Source organism: Nonomuraea sp. NPDC050786 (genome assembly GCF_040654115.1).
Classification (GTDB): Bacteria; Actinomycetota; Actinomycetes; order Streptosporangiales; family Streptosporangiaceae; genus Nonomuraea.
Genome location: NZ_JBFAHJ010000043.1, coordinates 55,005 through 75,199, shown reverse-complemented (window position 1 = coordinate 75,199; position 20,195 = coordinate 55,005). Strand labels below are relative to the sequence as shown.

Genomic DNA, 20,195 nt, shown 5'->3' with positions numbered 1-20,195 from the left:
GCTGTCTCAGCCGGTGTGAAGGATACGGAAGCGATCGGGCTCCGCCGGATCTCTATCAACGACTTGGACCGGCGCCCATGCCCACTGCCACACGCTGATGCCCGGCGTGCGGGAGAACTGGATCTGCCCGCGGGTGCCTTCCACTGCAACGCGCGGCCAGGATTCGGCAATGCGCGCCCGGTCCGCGCCGTGAGAACAGAGGGCGTCGGCGAGGACGGCGACCGCGTCATAGCCCTCGAAGGCGACGAAGGAGGGCGCTTCGGCCAGCCGCTCGCGGAGGGCCGTATCGACTCGTGCACCGAGTGGGCTGAGGCGCTCGGGCAGGTAGCGCAAGAACGGGATCGCGGCGCCGTCGTCGCCCAGCAGGCTCGCCCATTCGGCGAACTCCGGCTGCCCGGCCGGAGCGCCGATCATGATCTCGGCGAGGCGCTGGTCGCGGCGGACAGACCTGACGATCGACACTGCCGGCTCCGGGTGGCCGACCAGAAGTAGGAGGGCTGTCGCGCGATTGCCGGCGAGCTCGTCGCACACGGCTGTGGGGGCGAGTGCGCGCGTGTCGAGTTCGATGACGGCGCCGCCGCGAGGAGCGAGGTGGTCCCGCAGAATGCGGGTCCCCGATGCCCAGTAGACACTCGCGTCGGCTGCTACGGCGATTCGAGTGTGGCCCGCGCTGAGGAGGAAGTCCGCGTAGATCTGCCAGCCGTGGGACTGCGCCGGGGCGAGGCGGGCGACCCATTCCGTCGGCTGTTCGGTGAGCGCGTCGAGAACCGCTGACGAGCAGAGGAACGGCACGCCGAGGGCGTCGGCCCTGGCGGCGGCGGCGCGAGCGACGACGCTGTGATATTCCCCCACCAGGGCGGCCACGCCCAGGCGAGCGAGTTCGTCGACGGCCGCCGCGGCCCTCTGCGGATCGGCCGCGGTGTCTCGGACCACCAGCTCAAGTGGTCTTCCGGCAATCCCGCCGGCGTCATTGACGTCGCGAACGGCCAGCTGGAGTCCGGCGAGCAAGTGCCGGCCTGCCTCGACCCAGCCAGGCCGGGTCAGCGGAACGAGAGCGCCGATCTGGAAGGGTGATCCGTCAGTCCGCTCGGCTCCAGGTGCCGATGGTGGTGCAGTCATGCGTTGGCGTCCTTGCGTGTTAAGGCGATCATGCTCACTCCTTGAGCACTGGGTGGCGCTGAGCTGGGATGCTGGTGCGGCCTTTGGGGCGTCAGGGTCCGGATTTGGAGGATTTTGGTGCGCTGGCGGGGGTGGTGATGATTGGTAGTACCCGGGGAAGATGTCGATGGACTCGTCCGGGTGAGGGCCTGCGCTGGTGGGTCGGGGGTGCCCTGACCGGACCAGAACAGCCACATGGCCTTCGGAGCGGGGCGGCGGCCACCGGGCGGGCTCGCCGTGGGTGTCGCGAGCACCTCGACTACATCGCCGACAGATCACTCCTGGCCTGACGCACGCCATGCTCGGCACCCACGTCGGTGCCGAGCTCCTCCGTCAGCGAGCCCACGACAATGTGGAGGGCATCCCGCACCGAGACCGGCACTGCGACTGTGCTCGGTCGACGAAGTCGATGCCATCGGCGGCAGCCACTATTTCTGATGGATCTGGATCTCGTGGTTATCGGGCCCGGTGACTTTGGCGTAAGTGCCCCACGGCTCCTCGACCGGATCGGTGACCTCGGCGCCTCGGGAGCGGAGCTCGGCCACGGTCGCGGCGATATCATCGCAGGCGTACGTGAGATATGCGCCCTCGCCCGGTTGCTTGCCGAACGTCGCCGCGTCGTGAATGGCAATCGTGGTCGGACCGTTCGGCGGCGTCACCTCGATCCAACGAACGCCGGGCATCATCTCGGCGTCCGTGGTCTTGGCAAACCCGAACGTGTTGACGAAGAAATCGACGGTCTGCTGCTGGTCGCCGACGTACAGCATGGCAGCACCGATATGACTGATCACGAAACCCCTCCCGACGCCTCCGCCGCACCGCGACTCGTCCGAACCCTACAAGGCAGGCCCGGGACGACCGCGGGGACGCAGCCGTCCCAGGGCTCAAGAAGCCAGCGTGATCGCCTTAAGACGTAAGGCGTCTCCCGTATGGCGATTCGGATATTTGTTCGCTGTGCCGGCCCTCGCCGCTGATCGGGAATGTGTGCTCGTTTTCACCCCGACTTGGCCGCCTACCCCGGCAATCTCTTCGCCTGACGGTGCCCGGCCATGCGTCCGTGACTCGGTCGTTTCGAGGGGCTGCCTGCGGGTGCCCAGACGATCGAGTACCGCCTCGTCGGCGCCCAGGAGTCTCGCGCGACTACGCGGTCCAGATCGAGGTCAACCAGCCCGACGGCCTGCGGTCCAACGTGCTTTACTCCTTCAAGTGCAACACGCCTCCATCCGATGAGGCGTCCGGCGTCGCCGCCGAGGACCTCACCCGCACGGCGAGCGGCGGCCCGCTGGCCGAACTGGCCGCCGACGCGCAGCTCGCGTCGGTGCGGGCCCGGTCCGGCGCGCAGGTCCGCTCGTCAACAGGTATGACGTCAAGGCGGACCTGCCCGCCGGACCGGCTCGGCTTCGAGCAGCTGCGGAACGCGCAGCCCGCCGGGCCGGCCGTCAACGTGCAGACGACGACCGGCGGACAGCTCAAGAAGCTGCTGGCCACACCCAAACCCAACGCAGCGGGCTGGGTGCCGACCCTGTCAGCCGGGCTGCGCTACACGCTCGGCGGTGGGAAGGTCCTGTCGATGACGCTCGACGGGGCTCCGGTGACCGCCACGCAGGAGATCAGGGTCGCGGGCGCCTGGAGTCTCATCGCCGGGTTCGACGGCCGGCCGCGCTGGGAGGGCACGACCACGTACACGAGCGGTCCCGACGACACCGGGGCACTCGCGGCGTACCTGGTCGCCCACTCACCGGTGCCGGCGCCGCCCGGTGACCGGCTCCCCCCCGTGAGATTGCTGGCCGCCGGCGTGGGAGGTGACCGGTCCCAGGGCGGATCGTCCGCGATGGGCGGCTGCTGTGGCACAGTCGCTGTCATGTTCGCGGAGGTCACCTACGCCAGCACACCCGGATCGGAGCGTCCCAACGAGGACCTGGTCATCGCCGGGCCGTCGTGGATCGTCGTGCTCGACGGGGCCACGGCGGCGGCCGGGGTGGACAGCGGGTGCGTGCATGACGTGCCGTGGCTGGTGGCCAGGCTCGGAGGCGCGCTGGCGGCCGGGCTGTCGCAGTCGAAGGCGTCGCTGTCCGGCATTCTGGAGGCGGCCATCGAGGTGGCCGTCGCGGCGCACTCCGGTACGTGCGACCTCGGCAATCCCGACTCGCCGTCCGCGACGGTGGCCATGGTGCGCGGCGTCGAAGGACGTGTGGAGTACCTCGTGCTGGGGGACTCGCCGGTCCTCTTCGCACTGGCGGACGGCGGGGTCCGGGTGGCGAGCGACGACCGGCTCGAGGGGCTGCCGGGCGGGCGGCCGTACACGGTGGAGCTGGTGCGGCGGATGCGCAACGCGCCCGGCGGGTTCTGGGTGGCGGGCAGCCGTCCCGAGGCGGCTCGCCAAGGAGTGTGCGGCGCCGTGGCGGATGTGCGCGGCGTAGGGGTGGTCACCGACGGGGTGTCGAGGCTCGTCGAGTGGTACGGGTGGAGCTGGGGCGACCTCGTGGCGGCGCTGGAAGGGAAGGGGCCGCAGGCGGTGATCCGGGCGGTACGGGAGCTGGAGAGGACCCGGGGACCGGTGCGGGGCAAGCGGCATGACGACGCCACCGCCGCATGGGGGCGGATCGGCCACATGTGACGGCGGCCGCGGTCGCGGTGGATCTGAACCTGGACACGCGGCTTCGCGCGGCGGTGTATCAGGTGCCGTTGCCCGCGCTCTGGGAGGGCGGGGGCGGCGGAGGGAGTGCTCATGTTCGTCGGCAGGACGGCGGAGCTCGCCCTGCTGCGCGCCGAGATGCGGGCGGCGTGCGAGGGGTCCGCCGGGAGGGTGGTGGTGGTCGAGGGCCCGGAGGGGATCGGCAAGACGGCGCTCGTCCACCACGCCCTCGCGAGGGACACGGGCGTGCGGGTGCTGGCCGCCAGCGGCGAGGAAGGCGAACGGCAGCTCAGCCTCGGCGTCCTGCGCCAGCTCATCGACGGGGCGGTGGCCCTGCCGGCTCCGCGTCCGGGGCCGGACACGGACGTGGTCGTGGCGGGTCCGCGACCGAAGCCGGACGTGGACGGGGACGCGGCCGTGGGGGCTTCGCGGCCGGACCTGGACGCAGTTGTGCGGGCTGCGCAGCCGGTGCCGGACGTGGACATAGTTGTGTCGGGTCCGCGGCCGGTGCCGGACGTGGACATGGTCGTGCCGCGTCTGCGGCCGGAGCTGGGGGAGGCCGTGCCGGCTTCGCGGGCGCGGCTGGAGGGGGCGAGCCGGGCACTGACGGTGGCGGGGGAGGACTGGTGCGCCGCCGGACAGGTGGTCTGCGACGTCATCGACGCCCTCCAGGCGCGGGGGCCGCTGGTGGTGCTGGTCGACGACGCGCAGTGGGCGGACGGCGCCTCCCTGCGGGCCCTTGGTTACGTGTTGCGGCGGCTGCGGAGCGGGCGCGTGCTCGCGCTGGTCACCTGCCGCGACCTCGCCGACCCGTGGCTTCCCGAGGGGCTGCGCCGGCTGCTGACCGGCGACGAGACGCTGCGCATCACGCTGTCCGGGCTTGACGCCGCCGACCTGGTCGAGCTGGCCGCACACCTGCCCGGACACGCTGCCGACCTGGTCGAGCTTGCGGCACACCTGCCCAGACATGCCGCCGACCTGGCCGAGCTGGCAACACGCCCGCCTCGACACGCCTGCGACCGGGCACCGGGCGGGCCGGATGCCCCTCCCGTCGCGACGTCGGGAGCAGGCGGCACGGTGGACGCCGTTTTCGGTGCGATGTCGGGGGCACGCGGCACGGTGGACACCGTTTTCGGTGCGAGGCTGGGGACACGCGACAAGGACGAAGCCGCTTTCGACGTGCTGCCGGGGGCCGCCGGGGCGCGGGGCCTTACCGAGCCGGCGGCTGTGCGGTTGCGCGACCACACGCTGGGCAATCCGCTGCACGCCTGTGCCCTGCTGAACACCGTGCCGGTCCCGGTCCTGGCCGACCGCGGGGTTCGGCTGCCGGCGCCTGCCACGTACGTCCGCCCCTTCGCCCCCCGCCTGAGCGCCTGCACTCCCGCCGCCGGCCGGCTCGTCGCCGCCTGCGCCGTGCTGGGCGCGAGGTGTCCGCTGCACGTGGCGGCCGCTGTGGCAGGCGGGCTCGACGATCCGCTGGACGCTCTGGAAGAGGCCGTGAACGCCGGGCTGCTGCGGGAGCTACCCGGGCGCCTGGTCGCCTTCCCCGAGCCGCTGGCGCGGGCCGCCGCCTATGACGGGCTCGGCGCGGGCGTCCGAGCGCGGCTGCACCTGGCGGCCTCCCGCGTGGTCGACGACATCGGTACGGCCCTGCGCCACCGGGCCGCGGCGGCCGGCGGACCCGACGAGGCGCTGGCCGAGGAGCTGGCCGGTTTCGCCGCCAAGGCCGCCCAACATGGGCAGTGGCAGGAGGCCGCCGCCCACCTCGAACTGGCCGCCGGGCTCACGGAGTCGGCCGCGCGCCGCGACGAGCTGCGTACGGCGGCGCTGGAGCACATCCTCATCGGGGGCGACGTGCTCCGCGCCGCCGAGCTCGCCGCCGCGCCCAACGCCGACCCGCGCCCGGCGCGCCGGTACGTGCTGGGGCGGCTCGCGCTGGCCTCGGGACGCTTCGAGGAGGCGGCCGAGCTGCTGGCCGAGGCGTGGCGGCACAGGGAGCCGGGGTTCGCCGCCGACGTGGCCGAGCAGCTCGGGTGGCTGCACCTGGTCACCGGGGATCGGGCGGGGGCGGCGAGCTGGGCCTACCTGGCGATCCAACAGCCCATCCAGGGCCTGGTCGCAAGGCCGTACGACGTGCTGGCACTGGGAGGGGCACCCATCGCCGGCACACCACCCGGCCCTGGCACGGAACCCGGCTTCGGCGCACCACCCGCCTCCGGTAGGCCGTCTGGCTGTGGTGCGGAACCCGGCTCCGGTACGCCGTCTGGCTCTGCCATGGAACCCGGCTCAGATGCACCTCTGGGCTCCGGCACGCGACCGGGCTCTGGCGCGGAACTCGAGTCCGGCATGCCACTCGCCTCCGGCACGGCGCCCGGCGTCAGGGCTGAGCCCGGCGGCGGCTTGTCGGGTGGCCCGGGTCGCTGCCCCGCCGCCAGCCTTGCGGCGGCCGTCCGGCTCCTGGGACAGGGCGCTCCCGATCAGGCGTGCGCGGTGCTCAGGAGGGTCGTGAGCGGGGCCGCGCAGGCGGGACTGCCGCACCACCGGCTGCTGGCCTCCGGGCTGCTCGCCGCAGCCGAGTACGAGACCGCGCGCTGGGACAATGCCGCCGCCCGGGCGGAAGAGGCGCTTGCCGAGGCGGTGGCGCTGGGCCAGCGGTGGTTGCTGCCGTGTCTGGAGGTGGCGTGCGTGGCGCCGCTGGCGGCTCGGGGCGAGCACGAGCGGGCACTCGCGCACGCCACGGCCGCCCGCGCCACCGCCCGCCGCCTGCGCCACGTGATGGGCGAACATCAGGCAGACCTGGCCCTGGCCCTCCTCGGCGCCGAGCCGGGGTCGGGTCGTACGGGTGACGTGGCCGGGTGGGAGCAGGGTCAAGGGTGGGTGGGGGACGTATTCGTGCCCGACCCGCGCCCCGGGCGGATCGAGGCGCTGGTGGCCGACGGGCGGCTGGAGGAGGCGGAGCGGGCGCTGGCCGCGTACGGCGGGAGCGGCCCGGGGCGGCTGGAGGAGGCGGAGCGGGCGCTGGCCGCGCATGGCGAGAGTGGCCGTGGGTGGTGTGAGGAGGCGGAGCGAGGTTTGGTTGCGTACGGCGGGAGCGGCCGCGGGTGGCGTGAGGAGGTGGAGTGGCTCAGGCTCGGTGGGTTGCTGCTTGCCGCCAGGAACCTCCCAGCCAGGGCGGAGGAGAGCTTCATCCGAGCGCTCGCGCTGGTGGAGGGGGCGTGGCCGCTGGAGGAGGCCCGCGTGCTGCTCGACCTCGGCAGGCTGCTGCGCCGCACGGGCCGGCGGAGAGCGGCCGCGGAACGGCTCGGCGCCGCCCGCGCGATCTTCGACCGGCTGGGCGCGCGCCCGCTCCTGGACCGTTGCGCGCACGAGCTGGAAGCCTGCGGCCTGGAACCCCCGGCCACAATACGGCTCGGACTCACGCCGCAGGAGCTCAGCACCGCCACGCTCGTGGCCGGCGGCCTGACGAACCGGCAGATCGCCAGGGAGCTGCTCATCAGCGTCAAGACCGTCGAGTACCACATCGGCAAGATCTACACCAAGCTCGGGATCGGCTCGCGGGTGGCGCTGGCCGCCAAGCTCGCCGCGTACGGCCAGGCAGGTTAGAGCCGGGTCGCCAAGCTCGCCGCGTACGGCCAGGCAGGCGAGAGCCGGGCCGCCGAGCTCGCCGCGTACGGCCAGGCAGGCGAGAGCCGGGCCGCCGAGCTCGCTGCGCTGCGTACGGCCAGGCCGGCTAGAGCCGGCTGGAGCCGGCGGTCACGGATCAGAGCAGGATCCAGGTGGTCACGACCGGGCCGCCGCCCTCTGGGCTGACCCGCAGCCGCAGCGGCCCCGGAGCCAGCTCGCCCGTCGTGAACCGGCCCAGCTCGTCCGCCCGCACGCGCGTACCCCCGTCACGCCGCTGCAGCACGATGTCCGCGGGCCCGCCACCCGACAGCCGCCCCACCAGCCGCCCCCCGGACACCTCCAGCTCGACCACCACCTCGCCCGCCGCGAACGTCAGCAGCCGCGCCCGCCCCCCGCCCCGCACGCGGGTCGCCGACAGCTCGTCCCACGAGTCGAACGTCAGCTCGGCCAGCTCCGCGTCCAGGGACCTGAGCGCGTACGCCCGCATCGCCTCCTCGAACAGCTCCGCCGGGACCGGGTCGAGCCGCTCGGCGGCCGCCCGGAGGCGCTCCTCGAGCTCGAGGTCCCGGTCGTCCATGGCGTCGTCGATGGAGTCCATGGAGTCCATGCCGTTCACCCCCGGATGTCGCTCACGCCGCGCCGGTTCATCAGCGCGGCCAGCCGCTTGAGGCATCGCCCCCTGTTGGGCCCGATGCTGCCGACCGGCATGTCCAGCCCGTCCGCGATCTCCTGATAGCTCGGCCGCGGCGAGGCGACGAGGACGCGCAGCAGCCGCCGGCAGCGCTCCGGCAGCTCCTCGAACGCGCTCCACAGCGCCCGCTCCCGCTCGGCCCGCTCGTCCTCCTCCTCGGCCTCCAGCAGCAGCAGCTCGGGCGAGCGATCGTCGACGTCCATCCCGAGCAGCTCCAGGTCGCCGACCGGCAGGGCCCTGCCGCTGGTGCGCAGGACCCGCAGCGCCTCGTGCCTGGCGGTGCTGGCCAGCCAGGAACCGGCCCGCGCGGGCTCCCTGAGCCTGGTCAGGTGCTCGGCGAAGCGGTACCAGGTCGTCTGGCACACGTCCTGCGCGTCGGCGGCGTTCACGAGGTAGCTCCGCGCCACGGCCCACACCAGCCCGCTGTAACGCTGGTAGAGCTCCTTCCACGCGCCCGCGTCGCCGTCCGCGGCAGCCACGACCAGAGCTGCGGTGTCGTCCACGGCGGCGGCTCCCTGGGTTCGGGCGGGATGCCCAATATATTTGGCCCGCCGCCACCAGAGCGCGAACTCGCCGTCATCGGAGCAAACCACTCAGGTCCGGTACGGCCAGCCGCCCCGCCATGAGGTCCGCCGCGGCCACCCGCGACGACACCTTCTCCTGCGACATGCGGGCCGCGACCAGCCCGGCCACGATCGGCGTGGCGAACGACGTGCCGCTCCACTCCGCCAGCCCCGTGAACGTCGCCTTGTCGCCGTCCTGCAGCGTCGCCAGGCAGGTGCAGCCCGGGTAGAGGCCCTGGTCGGAGAAGCGGCAAGTGGTGCGGTGCGGGTAGCCGTACTGGTAGGGGCCCGAGGTGAAGGCGTTGACCAGGCGCTCGCCCGGCGCGTACACCGTGACCCAGTCCCCGTGGTTGCTGAAGCAGGCCCGGCCGAGCCCGTCCTCGCGCAGCGCCCCCACCGAGATCACCACGTCGCCGGAGACGTTGACCGGCTCCGCGGCGTACGCGGCCGGCCAGAACGGCAGCGTCTCGCCGTCGTTGCCCGCCGCGGCCACCAGGACGGTGCCCGGGTGGGCGGCCAGCTCGTCCATGAAGGCGGCCAGGCCGAGCAGCTCGCCGGCGTCCCCCGTCCGGGTGCCGGCGGACAGCGAGATGATGTCGGGCCAGCCGTGGGTGTCCATGATCCGGTGCAGGGTCTGGCCCAGCTCGTCCTCCAGGGCGGCGCCCGCGTACGGGAAGACGTCGTAGACGCGCACGTCGGCGGCGGGGGCCACGCAGCGCAGCACGCCCGCGATGAACGTGCCGTGGCCCACGTACGGCTTGATGAGCCCGTCGGCGTCCAGCTCGTCGCCAGGGGCGGTGACGTCACCGGTCACCATGGGGATGTCGGGCACGCCCGAGCTCTGGGCCAGCCACTGGTGGTCGAGGTAGTCGTGGACGAGGCCGGTGTCGAGGACGGCGACGGTCACGTTCTCGCCCCGGTCGCGGCCGGACAGGGGCGGGTTGAGCGGCCCCGCGCTCGGCACCGGCTCGTCGCCCGGGCAGAGGTTGACGCCGGCGACGGAGACGAAGTGGACGAGGCTGGATGCGATGTTCTCGCCGGCCAGGTGCTCGACGGTGCGGTGGAGGTCTCTGGAGCCGACGGCGAGCCTGCGTACGGAGCCGCGGCCCGCGTGCCGCGCCCCGGCCACGCGGACCGGGTCGGGGCCCGGCAGCAGGCCCTGGACGGCCGCGACGGCCCGGTCGGTGTCGGCGTCGCGTACCAGGACGTGGCCGTCGAGGTGGGCGAAGCGCGGCTGGACGCCGGAGCCGGGGGCGGCCCCCTCCGGGCCCGCCACCGCCCGCATGCCGTGCGGCAGGGCGGCGTTGAGGATCTCCAGCTGCTCCCAGAATCGGGTGTCCGAGGTGGCCATGTTCTCCGTCTCTCTTCGCGTGTACGTGTGTATGAGTGGCCACCGCGCGGCTTGATACAGGGCCCGTTGACACAGCGCGGGACTACGATCGACTCGTGTCCCGTGAAGATCCGCATGACCTGCTGGCCATGGTCTTCGCGAGACCCCGGGAGGCGCTGGCCGCCGCCAAGGAGGTGCTGGCCGAGGGGCGCGGGCCGTACGAGTCCTCGATCGCCAGGCAGGCGCTCGGGATCCTGCACCGCGAGTTCGGCGACCTCGAGGCGGCGATCCGGGAGCTGCGGCACGCCGTACGCCTGGCGCGGCGCTCAGGCTCGGCCGACCGCGAGGCCGACGTGCTGGCCACCCTGGGCATCGCGCTGCTGCACGCCGGGCGCACGAGAGCGGGGTTGTCGGCGCTCGACTCGGCGGCGGCGCGGGCCGGCGGGGCGACGCGGGCACGGGTGCTGTTCCGCCGCGCGGGAGCCCGCTGGATCCTGGGGCGGCACGCGGAGGCGCTCGAGGACCTGCGGGACGCGGTGCCCGCCCTGCTGGCGGCGCGCGACACGGTGTGGGCGGCCCGGGCGCTGACCCTGCGCGGGCACGTCCAGCTGGCCCTGGGCTCCGTCGCCCCGGCCGAGGCGGACTTCCGTACGGCGCACGACATGCTCGGCACGACCCGGCAGGAGCACGACTCGGCCGTGGCCGTGCAGAACCGCGGAGTGGCGGCCTTCCGCACCGGGGATCTGCCCGCGGCGCTGGACCTGCTGGACGAGGCGGAGCGGCGCTTCAGCGCGCTGGGCACGCCGATGTTCGACCTGGTCGCCGACCGGTGCGCGGTCCTGCTCGCCGCGGGGCTCGCCAGGGACGCCCTGGAGCAGGCGGACGGGGGGCTGCGCCTGCTGGCGCGGCTGCGCGGGCAGGCGACCCGGCGGGCCGAGCTCCTGCTCATCGCCGCCAGGGCCGCTCTCCAGAGCGCCGACCCGGTCACGGCCATGGAACGGGCGGGGGAGGCGCGGCGGCTGTTCGCCCGCCAGCACCGTACCTGGTGGTCCGAGCACGCCCGCCTCATCCTCCTCCAGGCCGAACACGCCACCCTGACGGAAGGCACGCCCCCGGAAGCCGTCGCGGGACGGAGGCTGCTGGGGGAGGCCCGGCGGCTGGCCGGGCGGCTGGCGGCGCTGGGCTCGCCTGAGGTCTGGCAGGCGCAGCTGCTGGCGGGCCGCGTCGCACTCGCCCTGGACAGGCCGGACGCGGCGGAGCGGCACCTGGCCAGGGCGGCGGACGTCAGGCACAAGGGGCCCGCCACGACCCGGGTGGGCGGCTGGCTCGCGGAGGCGCTGAGGGCCGAGGCGGCAGGGGAGCCGCGCCGCCTGCTGCACGCGTGCCGCGCCGGTCTGGCGCTCATCGAGGAGCACCGCCTCACGTTCGGCTCCTCCGAGTTACGCGTGCTCGCCACCGCCCAGGGCGCGGAGCTGGTCACGCTCGCCCAGCGGCACCTCCTGCGCGCCGGGCGCCCGCGCCGCCTCCTGGCCTGGACGGAGCGGTGGCGGGCCACCGAACTCGCCGTGCCCGCCGTGAGCCCGCCCGAGGACGACCGGCTCCTCGCCCAGCTCGCCGCCCTGCGACAGGCGGAGCACCTGCTGGCCCAGGCCCGCCAGGACGGCGCCGCCTCGGCCGCGGCCCTCGAGCGTGACAGGAGCCGCCTGGAGTCCCGCGTACGGGCGACGACGCTGCGCACCCGCGGCGGCCGCGTGCGCGGGGAACGCGACGACGACCGGACGGAGCGGCTCCTGGCCGCCCTGGACGAGGGGCGGCTGGTCGAGCTGGTCGTGATCGACGGCACCCTGCACGTGCTGGTCTGCGGCGAGGGCACCGTGCGCCGGCACATCGCGGGGCCGATGGACCGGGCGGTCGCCGAGGTCGAGTTCGCCCGCTCCAGGCTCCGCCGCCTCGCCTACGAACGCCACCCCGACCAGCGCGAGCTCCACGACCTCGGCGCCCGCCTGGAGCAGGCGCTCCTCGGCCCGACAGCCGGCCGGCTGGGCGACGGGCCGCTGGTCGTCGTGCCGCCGAGCACCCTGCACACCACCCCCTGGGCGCTGCTGCCCGCCCTGCGCCGCCGCCCCTTCACCGTCGCCCCCTCCGCGGGGGCGTGGCTGCGCGCCAGGGCCGCCCGCCGTCCCGACACCGGCCACATCGTCCTCGTACGCGGCCCCGGCGTCCCCCACGCCGACGGCGAGATACGCCAGATCGCCCGCCTGTACGGGGCAGCCGCCGAGATCCCGGCGGGTGACGAGGACGCGTTCCCGTACGGCGACGTCACCGTCCTGGCAGGAGGCCGGGCCACCGCGCCCGACGTGCTGGCCGCCATCGACGGCAGCCCTCTCGCCCACCTGGCCGCGCACGGCACGTTCAGGGCCGACAGCCCGCTGTTCTCCTCCCTCCACCTCGACGACGGCCCCCTGACCGGCTACGACCTCGAACGCCTGCGCCGGGCCCCCCACCACCTCGTCCTGTCCAGCTGCGACTCCGGCCAGATGGCCCCCGTCGGCGCCGACGAGCTGCTGGGCCTGGCCACCGCCCTGCTCCGGCTCGGCACCGCCGCGATCGTCGCCAGCGTCGTCCCCGTGAACGACGAGACCGCCGTACCCGTCATGGTCGGCCTGCACGACGGCCTGCGCCGCGGGCTCGGCCTGGCGGAGGCGCTCTGCCGGGCGAGGGGCGACGACGTGTCGTTCATAGCCATCGGAGCAGGCTGATCGCGCCTCAAGGTCGCCAACTCGGTGGTCATGCGGTTCCTGGCCGACCTGCGCGACGAGCCGGCCACCGTCAAGGAGCTCGACGACCTGCGGGGCTCTGCCGTGACCGGCTCGCCCGGATGCCGGCGCGCGCAGCCCCCACATGGCCGTTCACCTGCGAAGACAGCTCGGATTCAACGCCGGTTTCTTCGGTATTTCGGGCCGCGGACCGGCGCCCTAAAGGACGTGTCGGATTCCATGACAGACTTCCTTGACAGGTTGCCGGTGAGTCAGCCGGATAAGGGTGCGCTAAGCGACAAACCGTGACATTTAGTTTCTTGTAAAAGATTGCGGCTTGAGTGGAAAATGTGGCGTTGCTAGGGTGTCTCGATGCCAGGCATGTGGAGCGACCTTCTCAACACACCTTGACAGGTACCACTGACCACGGCACCTCAGGGGCGGGTTGTGCATGCGCGGGAGATGTACAGGCGGTGCTGGATGGAATTCGGTCGCTCTGACCATTGGCGGCTGCCGACGGCGATCAAGATCTTGATCGCCGGAGGGTTCGGCGCGGGCAAGACCACCATGGTCGGTGCCGTCTCCGAGACCCGGCCGCTGCGTACGGAAGAGGCGCTCACGCAGGTGGGCGCCCACGTCGACGACCTGTCAGGGGTCGAGAGAAAGGTCGCGACCACCGTCGCGATGGATTTCGGGCGCATCACCATCGCCAACGACTACATGCTCTACCTGTTCGGCACGCCCGGCCAGGAGCGCTTCTGGTTCGTGTGGGACGAGCTGGCCATGGGCGCGCTCGGCGCCGTCGTGCTGGCCGACACCCGCCGCCTCGACGCCTGCTTCCCGGCCGTCGACTACTTCGAGAAGCGCGAGCAGCCGTTCATCGTGGCGCTCAACTGCTTCGACGGCACCCGGCCGTTCACCGTGGGCGAGGTCCGCTCGGCGATCGGCCTGGAGCCGGAGATCCCCATCGTGCACTGCGACGCCCGCAGGCGCGACTCGGGCAGAGAGGTGCTCATCACGCTGATGGAGCACGCGATGCGCATGGGCGCCGCGCCCGTCGGGACCATGTCGTGACCATGACCGGCTAACCTTTGGCCGATGGAGGAGATCGACCGCCGGATCGTCACGCTGCTGGCGCGCGACGGCCGCATGAGCTTCACGGACCTGGCCAGGGAGACCGGGCTCTCGGTCTCAGCGGTGCACCAGCGCGTACGCCGCCTCGAAAAGCGCGGAGTCGTGCGCGGATACGCCGCGATCATCGACCATGACGCGGTGGGGCTGCCGCTGACCGCGTTCGTGTCGATCAAACCGATCGACCCGGCCGCCCCCGACGACGCCCCCGAGCGGCTGGCCCACCTGACGGCCATCGAGGCGTGCCACAGCGTGGCGGGCGACGAGAGCTACATCCTCAAGGTACGCGTGGCCTCACCGGCGGCGCTGGAGGACCTGCTGCAGCAGATCCGCGCCTCGGCCAACGTCTCGACCCGCACGACGGTGGTGCTGAGCACGCCGTACGAGCACCGCGCCCCCGAGGTGACCGGCGAGGGCTCCTCCGGCCCGGACACCTGACCACCCGCCCGCCCTTTACGGTCCGTACCGCACGTCTACGATCACAACATGGACGTCCTGCCGCTTCTACTGGTGTTCACAGGGCTCGCCGCAGGGGTCGTCGGGTGTCTTGGCCTGGCAGAGCGGCTGCCACGGAACAACGTCGCCGGGGTACGCACCCCCAGCACGATGCGCAGCGACAGGGCGTTCCGAGTCGCCAACAAGGCGGCGGGCGTGCCCACGCTGACCGGTGGCGGCGTCGCGCTGGCCGGAGCGGTGGCGGCGTGGCTCCTCCCGACCGAAGAGGGCGCGCTCACGGCGGTCATCGTGGCCGTGGCCGGCATGCTGGCGCTGACGATCCTCGGCGGCGTGATGGGGGTCCGTGCCGTCAGGACCGCGGCCGGCCAGGAGCCGGATCCGCCCACTGGGTGAGGTCCGGCGGTCTGGCTACGACTCCCGGACCACCGCCACCGGCTGAGCCCTCGAAGACCAGGGCTCAGCCCCCGGCCGGCGCGTAGCGGGCGCGCAGGCGCGTCTTGGCGGCCTCCGTGACCCCGAGGTGCTCCAGGCCGAGCAGCGCCGCGCCCACGATCGGGGGCACGTCGGCCAGGACGAGCTTCGCCCGCGGCGCCCGTACCGCGAAGCCCGAGTCCAGCAGCGACATCAGCAGCGGGTCCCTGGCGGTCAGCATGCCCCCGCCCAGCACCACCTCGACCGGCGTCTCCAGCAGGTCGAGGCGGCGCAGGCAGACCTCGGCCAGCACCGTCACCTCCTCCGCCTGACGCTCCACCAGCGCCCTGGCCACGGCGTCACCCTCCGCGGCCACGGCGAGCACGCCCGGCGAGAGCTCGTGCAGCCGGTCCTCGGCCAGGCGGCCGAAGTGCACCTCCAGCACGAGCTCCTCGACCGTCGCCGTGCCGAAGTGGGCGGTGATCAGGCCGGTCAGCGCGGTCGGCACGCCCCGGCCGTCCTCGGCGCGGGCCGCGTACCAGAGCGCCTCCTCCGCCAGGCCCTGCCCGCCGCCCCAGTCGCCGCTGATGCGGCCGAGCGCGGGGAAGCGGGCCACCGCGCCCGCGGGGGAGACCCCGACCGCGTTGATGCCGGCCCCGCACACCACCGCCACCCCCCACGCGGCCGACGCGCCGGCCCGCAGCAGCGCGAACGTGTCGTTGCGCACCACCACGTCCCCGCCGAGCCCCCTGGCCGCGAGCTCGCGCGCCAGCGCCTCCTCCTCGACGGGCAGGTCCGCCCCCGCCAGGCAGGCCGACACGTGGTCGAACCCGCCCGCGGGCCGCGGCAGCGTCGCGAGCGCCTCCTCCACCACGCTGACCGCCGCCGCCACTCCGTCGCGCTGCGGCGCGAACCCGCCGGCGCGGCCCGTGGCGAGCACCTCGCCGTCCTCCGACACCACCGCGACGTCGGTCTTGCTGTTGCCGCCGTCCACGGCGAGCACGAGCCGCGTCACCGGCCCACCGTCCACGGCAGGTGCGCACGATTGGCCTCCAGCAGCAGGCCCGTCAGCTCCTCGGCGATCTCGTCCTGCCCGACCAAGGGATGGGCGAGCAGCGCGTCCCGCACCCGGTCCGCCCCGCCGTGCAGGGCCGCCTGCAGGGCGAGCGTCTCGTACGCGGACACGTGCGCGATCAGGCCCGCGTACAGCGGCTCGACGGCGGGCACCGGCAGCGGCGCCGCCCCGCCCGCCCCGACGGCCGCCGGCACCTCGATCACCGCCGAGTCGTCGAGGAACGGCAGCGTGCCGGCGTTGCGAACGTTAACAATCTGGGTGTCGCCCCGGTCCCCCAGCAGGGACGCGATCAGCGCCACGGCCGCCTCCGAGTAGAACGCCCCGCCCCGCTCCGACAGCAGCTCCGGCTTCGTCACCACTGCCGGGTCGGCGTACATCTCCAGCAGCCGCCGCTCCAGCGCCGCGACCTCCGCCGCCCGCGACGGCTTCGAGCGCTGCTCGCGCACCACCGCGTCGTGCGCGTAGAAGTAGCGCAGGTAGTACGAGGGGATCGCGCGAAGGCGCTCCAGCAGCCCCAGCCGCAGCCCGAGGCTGTCGGCGATCTCCTGGCCGTGCCTGCGCAGGATGGACGGCAGGACGTCCTCGCCGTCCAGATGGACGGCCCGCTCCCAGGTCAGGTGATTGAGCCCGACGTGGCCGAGCGAGATCCGCGAGGGCTCCACCCCGAGCGCGGCGGCGAAGCGGCGCTGGAAGCCGATCGCCACGTTGCACAGCCCGATCGCCCGGTGCCCGGCGTCGAGGAGGGCCCGGGTGACGATGCCGACGGGGTTCGTGAAGTCGACGATCCACGCCTGCGGCGCCAGCGAGCGTACGACGGAGGCGATCTCCAGCACGACCGGCACCGTGCGCAGCGCCTTGGCCAGCCCGCCCGCCCCGGTCGTCTCCTGCCCCACGCACCCGCAGCGCGGCGGCAGCGTCTCGTCCACCTCCCTGGCCGCCTGCCCGCCCACCCTGAGCTGGAAGAGCACCGCCACGGCCCCCGCGACCCCCTCCTCGACCGAGGACGTGGCCAGCACCCGCGCCGGGTGCCCCGCGTGCGCCAGCATCCGGCGCGACACGCCCGCCACCAGCTCCAGGCGCGTCGCGTCCGGATCTATCAGCGCGATCTCCGTCACCGGCAGCTCGTCGCGCAGCCGCGCGAACCCGTCGACCAGCTCAGGCGTGTACGTGGAGCCGCCCCCGACCACGGCGATTTTCAACCCTTCACCCCCGTCAAAGTCACGCCCTCGATGAACACTCGCTGGGCGAAGAAGAACACGATGATCACCGGTGCAGTCACCAGCAGCGTGGCGGCCATGGTGAGGTTCCACTGCACGCTGTGGAACGCCTTGAACGTGGCCAGGCCGAGCGAGAGCGTCAGGTGGTCCTGCTCGACGCCGGCGTACAGCAGCGGCCCGTAGTAGTCGTTCCAGCAGTAGAAGAACTGGAACAGGGCGACCGCCGCGACGGCCGGGCGGGCCATCGGCAGGATCACCCTGACCAGGGTCTTGAGGTCCGAGCAGCCGTCCACCCTGGCCGCGTCGGTGTAGTCGCGCGGGATGGTGACCAGGAACTGCCGGAGCAGGAAGATCGAGAACGCGTCCCCGAGCAGCAGCGGCAGGATCAGCGGCCACAGGCTGTCGGTCAGCCCCAGCCGCGCCCACACCAGGTAGATCGGCACCGCGATGACCTGCGGCGGCAGCATCATCGTGGTGATCACCAGGAGGAACGCCAGGCGCCTGCCGGTAAAGCGGAAGCGGGCCAGCGCGTACGCCACGGGAACGGACGACACCACGGTGAAGACCGTCCCCAGCACCGCGTACATGAGCGTGTTGGCCGCCCAGCGCAGCAGCATCGACTTCTGGAACACCACGGCGAAGTTCGCCCAGTTCCAGCTGCGCGGCCACAGGTCGCTGGTCAGCGCCTGCTGGTCGGTCATCAGCGCGGTCAGCGCGATGAACACCACCGGCGCCACGAACATCAGCGCCAGCGCGATGGCCAGGGCGTGCGTGGCGATCCAGACCAGCAGCCGCCGCCTGCGGGCCCGGACGCCGTCCCGGCGCGCGGGCGCGGCCACCGTGCGGGGCGGCGCGGTCACCGTGGCGCTCATGACGCCTCCTCGGCCCGGCGGAACTGCCGCAGCAGGATCAACGTGAAGATCATCGACGTGGCGAACAGGAGCAGCGCGAGCACGCAGGCGTACCCCATGGAGTAGTCGCGGAAGCCGACCTGGAAGAGCCACTGCGGCAGCGTGAGCAGCGACTCGTCCGGATACCCGGGCGAGAACGAGCTGCCGGGGGAGTCGGTCGAGCCCGAGGCCACGCGGGAGGCGATCATCGCCTGCGTGAAGTACTGCAGGGCGTAGATGACGTTCGTGACCAGGGCGAACATCAGCACCGGCGCGAGCGTGGGCAGCGTCACGCTGCGGAACTGCCGCCACGGGCCCGCTCCGTCGATGGCGGCGGCCTCGTACAGGTGCTTCGGCACGTCCAGCAGCGCCGCCAGGAAGATCACGACGAGCTGGCCGCAGCTCCACAGCGACAGCAGCGTCAGGCTCGGCTTCGACCAGGCCGGGTCGCCGAACCAGTCGGGCCCCTGGATGCCGAACAGGGCGAGGAACTGGTTCCACGGCCCGGTCGCGGGGTTCATCAGGAAGACGAACGTGATCGTGCCGGCCGCCATCGGCACCAGCGACGGCAGGTAGAAGATCGTCCGGAACAGCCCCGCCCCGGCCTTGAGCCTGACCACGAGCTGCGCCAGCGCCAGCGAGAACAGCACGGTCGCCGGCACCAGGACGATCACCAGCCAGAGCGTGTTCTTCGCCGAGGTCAGCACTCTGGGGTCCTGGAACAGGTACCGGTAGTTGTCCAGGCCGGCGAACTCGAGGGTGTACATGTCGTAGCGGTGGAAGGAGAAGTACACCGTGGACAGCAGCGGGTAGACGAAGAAGATCGCCACGCCGGCCAGCCACGGCGACAGCCACACGAGGGCGCGCAGGCCCTCGCGGCGCCGCCACACGTCAGCGAGCGAGGCCACCTCAGCCCCCGGACAGCTTCAGCTTGTCGTCGATCTGCTTGTCGACGCCCTTCAGGCCCGCGTCCAGGTCCGGTACGGCGCCCTTCTCCCACTTCTCCATGAAGGTCTGCATGGCCTCCTGGTTGAAGACGCTGTTCACGCTGGCGGGGATGGTGGAGGTCTTCGGATGGGCGAAGATATTCAGAAAAGTCGTGAAGTTGGCGTCTTTGGCGAGGTCGGGGGAGTCCATCGCGGCCCTCGTCGTGGGGACGTTGCGCAGCGCGTTCGACAGCGTCACCAGCGAGGAGGTGTCCGTGGTGAGGTATTTGACCAGCTCCCACGCCTGCTGCGGATGCTTGGCGCCCTTCGGCACGCCGATCACCGTGCCCGCGGTGAAGCCGCTGCCGTACAGGTCGGGCCGGTCGTCGGCGACGGGCAGGGGAGCGGTGCCGTAGTCGAGGCCCTTCGCCTCGTTGCCGATCATCGCGTTGCGCCACTCGCCGTCGAGGACCATGGCGACCTTGCCCTGGTAGAACGGGTGCTTGGCGCTCCACTCGTCGCCCAGGCTCTTGCGGAACTTCTCCAGGTTGGCGTAGCCGTACCAGTCGACGAGCTCCTTCTGCCAGGTGAGCAGCTTCTTCCAGGCCGGGTCGGAGCCGATGGCCGAGGTGCCGTCGTCGTTGTACCACCTGGCCCCCACCAAGGGGGCGAGGTGGCTCGGGACGTTCTCGTAGTACTGGGCGCTCGGGATGAACCCGGCCACCTTGATCGTGCCGTCGGCGTCGCGCACGGTGAGCTTCTTGGCCAGCGCCGTCAGCTCGCTCAGCGTCCTGGGTGGCGCGTTCCCCTTCATCAGGGCCTTGTTGTAGTAGAGGCCGTACGCGTCGGCCAGCAGCGGCAGCGTGCACTGCCTGCCCTCGAAGCTCGAGTAGGAGCGCGCCACCTCCGGCAGCACCGACAGGTCGACGCCGTCCTGCTTGATCACCGGAGTCAGGTCCTGGAACGATCCCGACCTGCACCATTGGGCGACGCTGTCGGTCGTGAACGAGGCCGCCACGTCGGGCGCGTTGCCGCCGCGGATGGCGTGGGTGATCTGGTCGTCCTGTACGCCCTTGACGGCCTTGACGGTGATCTGCGGGAATTTCTGGTTGAAGCCCTTGATGGCGTCCTCGAACGCCTTGACCTCGGCGTCGGTGGAGAAGCCGTGCCACAGCTCCAGCGTGGCGGCGGGGAGGGGCTGCGCGGCGGAGCCCGAGGGTCTGGGCTGGGCGCCGAGCGACGGCCCGGCCTCCTTGTTCGCGGTGCACCCGCTCAGGGTGCACGCGGTCAGCGCGAGAGCCGCGGAGACCGCCAGGGGGACGAAGCGCACGG

General features: G+C 72.8%; 16 protein-coding genes. 6 read left to right on the top strand and 10 right to left on the bottom strand.

Features of this window, described 5'->3' with window-relative positions:
* Positions 1 to 6: 6 nt before the first annotated feature.
* Both AB0H84_RS48125 and AB0H84_RS48120 read right to left on the bottom strand, forming a co-directional pair.
* Positions 7 to 1,119 carry an ABC transporter substrate-binding protein gene (locus AB0H84_RS48125; protein WP_357620196.1) on the bottom strand — a complete coding sequence of 371 codons (1,113 nt, stop codon included), beginning with the start codon at positions 1,117 to 1,119 and terminating at the stop codon, positions 7 to 9.
* A gap of 467 nt (positions 1,120 to 1,586) precedes the next feature.
* Positions 1,587 to 1,949 (bottom strand): VOC family protein, encoded by a 363-nt coding sequence (locus AB0H84_RS48120; protein WP_357620194.1) that lies wholly within the window; start codon positions 1,947 to 1,949, stop codon positions 1,587 to 1,589.
* Between the two features lie 398 nt (positions 1,950 to 2,347).
* On the opposite strand from AB0H84_RS48120, the gene AB0H84_RS48115 reads away from it, so the two are divergent.
* Both AB0H84_RS48115 and AB0H84_RS48110 read left to right on the top strand, forming a co-directional pair.
* Entirely contained in the window at positions 2,348 to 3,775 is a 1,428-nt protein-coding gene (locus AB0H84_RS48115; RefSeq protein ID WP_357620193.1) for a protein phosphatase 2C domain-containing protein, read from the top strand.
* A 111-nt stretch (positions 3,776 to 3,886) separates the two neighbouring features.
* On the top strand, positions 3,887 to 7,396 hold the full coding sequence (locus AB0H84_RS48110) for an AAA family ATPase (RefSeq protein WP_357620191.1): 3,510 nt from the start codon (positions 3,887 to 3,889) through the stop codon (positions 7,394 to 7,396).
* A 157-nt stretch (positions 7,397 to 7,553) separates the two neighbouring features.
* Here AB0H84_RS48110 and AB0H84_RS48105 read toward each other — a convergent pair whose 3' ends face one another.
* The 3 genes from AB0H84_RS48105 to AB0H84_RS48095 form a co-directional block, all read right to left on the bottom strand.
* On the bottom strand, positions 7,554 to 8,024 hold the full coding sequence (locus tag AB0H84_RS48105; protein WP_357620188.1) for a carboxypeptidase-like regulatory domain-containing protein: 471 nt from the start codon (positions 8,022 to 8,024) through the stop codon (positions 7,554 to 7,556).
* 5 nt (positions 8,025 to 8,029) lie between these two features.
* Positions 8,030 to 8,611, bottom strand: coding sequence for a sigma-70 family RNA polymerase sigma factor (locus AB0H84_RS48100; protein WP_357620186.1), 582 nt, complete (start codon positions 8,609 to 8,611; stop codon positions 8,030 to 8,032).
* 73 nt (positions 8,612 to 8,684) lie between these two features.
* On the bottom strand, positions 8,685 to 10,022 hold the full coding sequence (locus AB0H84_RS48095) for a S8/S53 family peptidase (RefSeq protein WP_357620185.1): 1,338 nt from the start codon (positions 10,020 to 10,022) through the stop codon (positions 8,685 to 8,687).
* A 95-nt stretch (positions 10,023 to 10,117) separates the two neighbouring features.
* On the opposite strand from AB0H84_RS48095, the gene AB0H84_RS48090 reads away from it, so the two are divergent.
* From AB0H84_RS48090 to AB0H84_RS48075, 4 genes are all read left to right on the top strand, one after another.
* Positions 10,118 to 12,760: a CHAT domain-containing tetratricopeptide repeat protein gene (locus AB0H84_RS48090; RefSeq protein ID WP_357620183.1), complete on the top strand. Its 2,643-nt coding sequence runs from the start codon at positions 10,118 to 10,120 to the stop codon at positions 12,758 to 12,760.
* 477 nt (positions 12,761 to 13,237) lie between these two features.
* On the top strand, positions 13,238 to 13,831 hold the full coding sequence (locus tag AB0H84_RS48085; protein ID WP_357620181.1) for an ATP/GTP-binding protein: 594 nt from the start codon (positions 13,238 to 13,240) through the stop codon (positions 13,829 to 13,831).
* A gap of 24 nt (positions 13,832 to 13,855) precedes the next feature.
* Positions 13,856 to 14,326: an Lrp/AsnC family transcriptional regulator gene (locus tag AB0H84_RS48080; RefSeq protein WP_357620179.1), complete on the top strand. Its 471-nt coding sequence runs from the start codon at positions 13,856 to 13,858 to the stop codon at positions 14,324 to 14,326.
* A 48-nt stretch (positions 14,327 to 14,374) separates the two neighbouring features.
* Positions 14,375 to 14,737 (top strand): SdpI family protein, encoded by a 363-nt coding sequence (locus tag AB0H84_RS48075; protein WP_357620177.1) that lies wholly within the window; start codon positions 14,375 to 14,377, stop codon positions 14,735 to 14,737.
* A 64-nt stretch (positions 14,738 to 14,801) separates the two neighbouring features.
* Here AB0H84_RS48075 and AB0H84_RS48070 read toward each other — a convergent pair whose 3' ends face one another.
* From AB0H84_RS48070 to AB0H84_RS48050, 5 genes are read right to left on the bottom strand one after another with little or no spacing between them, the layout of a single operon-like run.
* Positions 14,802 to 15,770, bottom strand: a complete 969-nt coding sequence (locus tag AB0H84_RS48070) for a BadF/BadG/BcrA/BcrD ATPase family protein (RefSeq protein WP_357620175.1) — start codon at positions 15,768 to 15,770, stop codon at positions 14,802 to 14,804.
* On the bottom strand, positions 15,767 to 17,029 hold the full coding sequence (locus AB0H84_RS48065; protein ID WP_357620173.1) for a 6-phospho-beta-glucosidase: 1,263 nt from the start codon (positions 17,027 to 17,029) through the stop codon (positions 15,767 to 15,769). Before AB0H84_RS48065 ends, AB0H84_RS48070 begins: the two co-directional genes overlap by 4 nt.
* Positions 17,026 to 17,919, bottom strand: a complete 894-nt coding sequence (locus AB0H84_RS48060) for a carbohydrate ABC transporter permease (protein WP_357620171.1) — start codon at positions 17,917 to 17,919, stop codon at positions 17,026 to 17,028. The genes AB0H84_RS48065 and AB0H84_RS48060 overlap by 4 nt, the downstream gene beginning before the upstream one ends.
* Positions 17,916 to 18,845, bottom strand: a complete 930-nt coding sequence (locus tag AB0H84_RS48055) for a sugar ABC transporter permease (protein WP_357620169.1) — start codon at positions 18,843 to 18,845, stop codon at positions 17,916 to 17,918. The genes AB0H84_RS48060 and AB0H84_RS48055 overlap by 4 nt, the downstream gene beginning before the upstream one ends.
* A gap of 1 nt (position 18,846) precedes the next feature.
* Positions 18,847 to 20,193 carry an ABC transporter substrate-binding protein gene (locus AB0H84_RS48050; protein ID WP_357620168.1) on the bottom strand — a complete coding sequence of 449 codons (1,347 nt, stop codon included), beginning with the start codon at positions 20,191 to 20,193 and terminating at the stop codon, positions 18,847 to 18,849.
* Between the last annotated feature and the right edge of the window lie 2 nt (positions 20,194 to 20,195).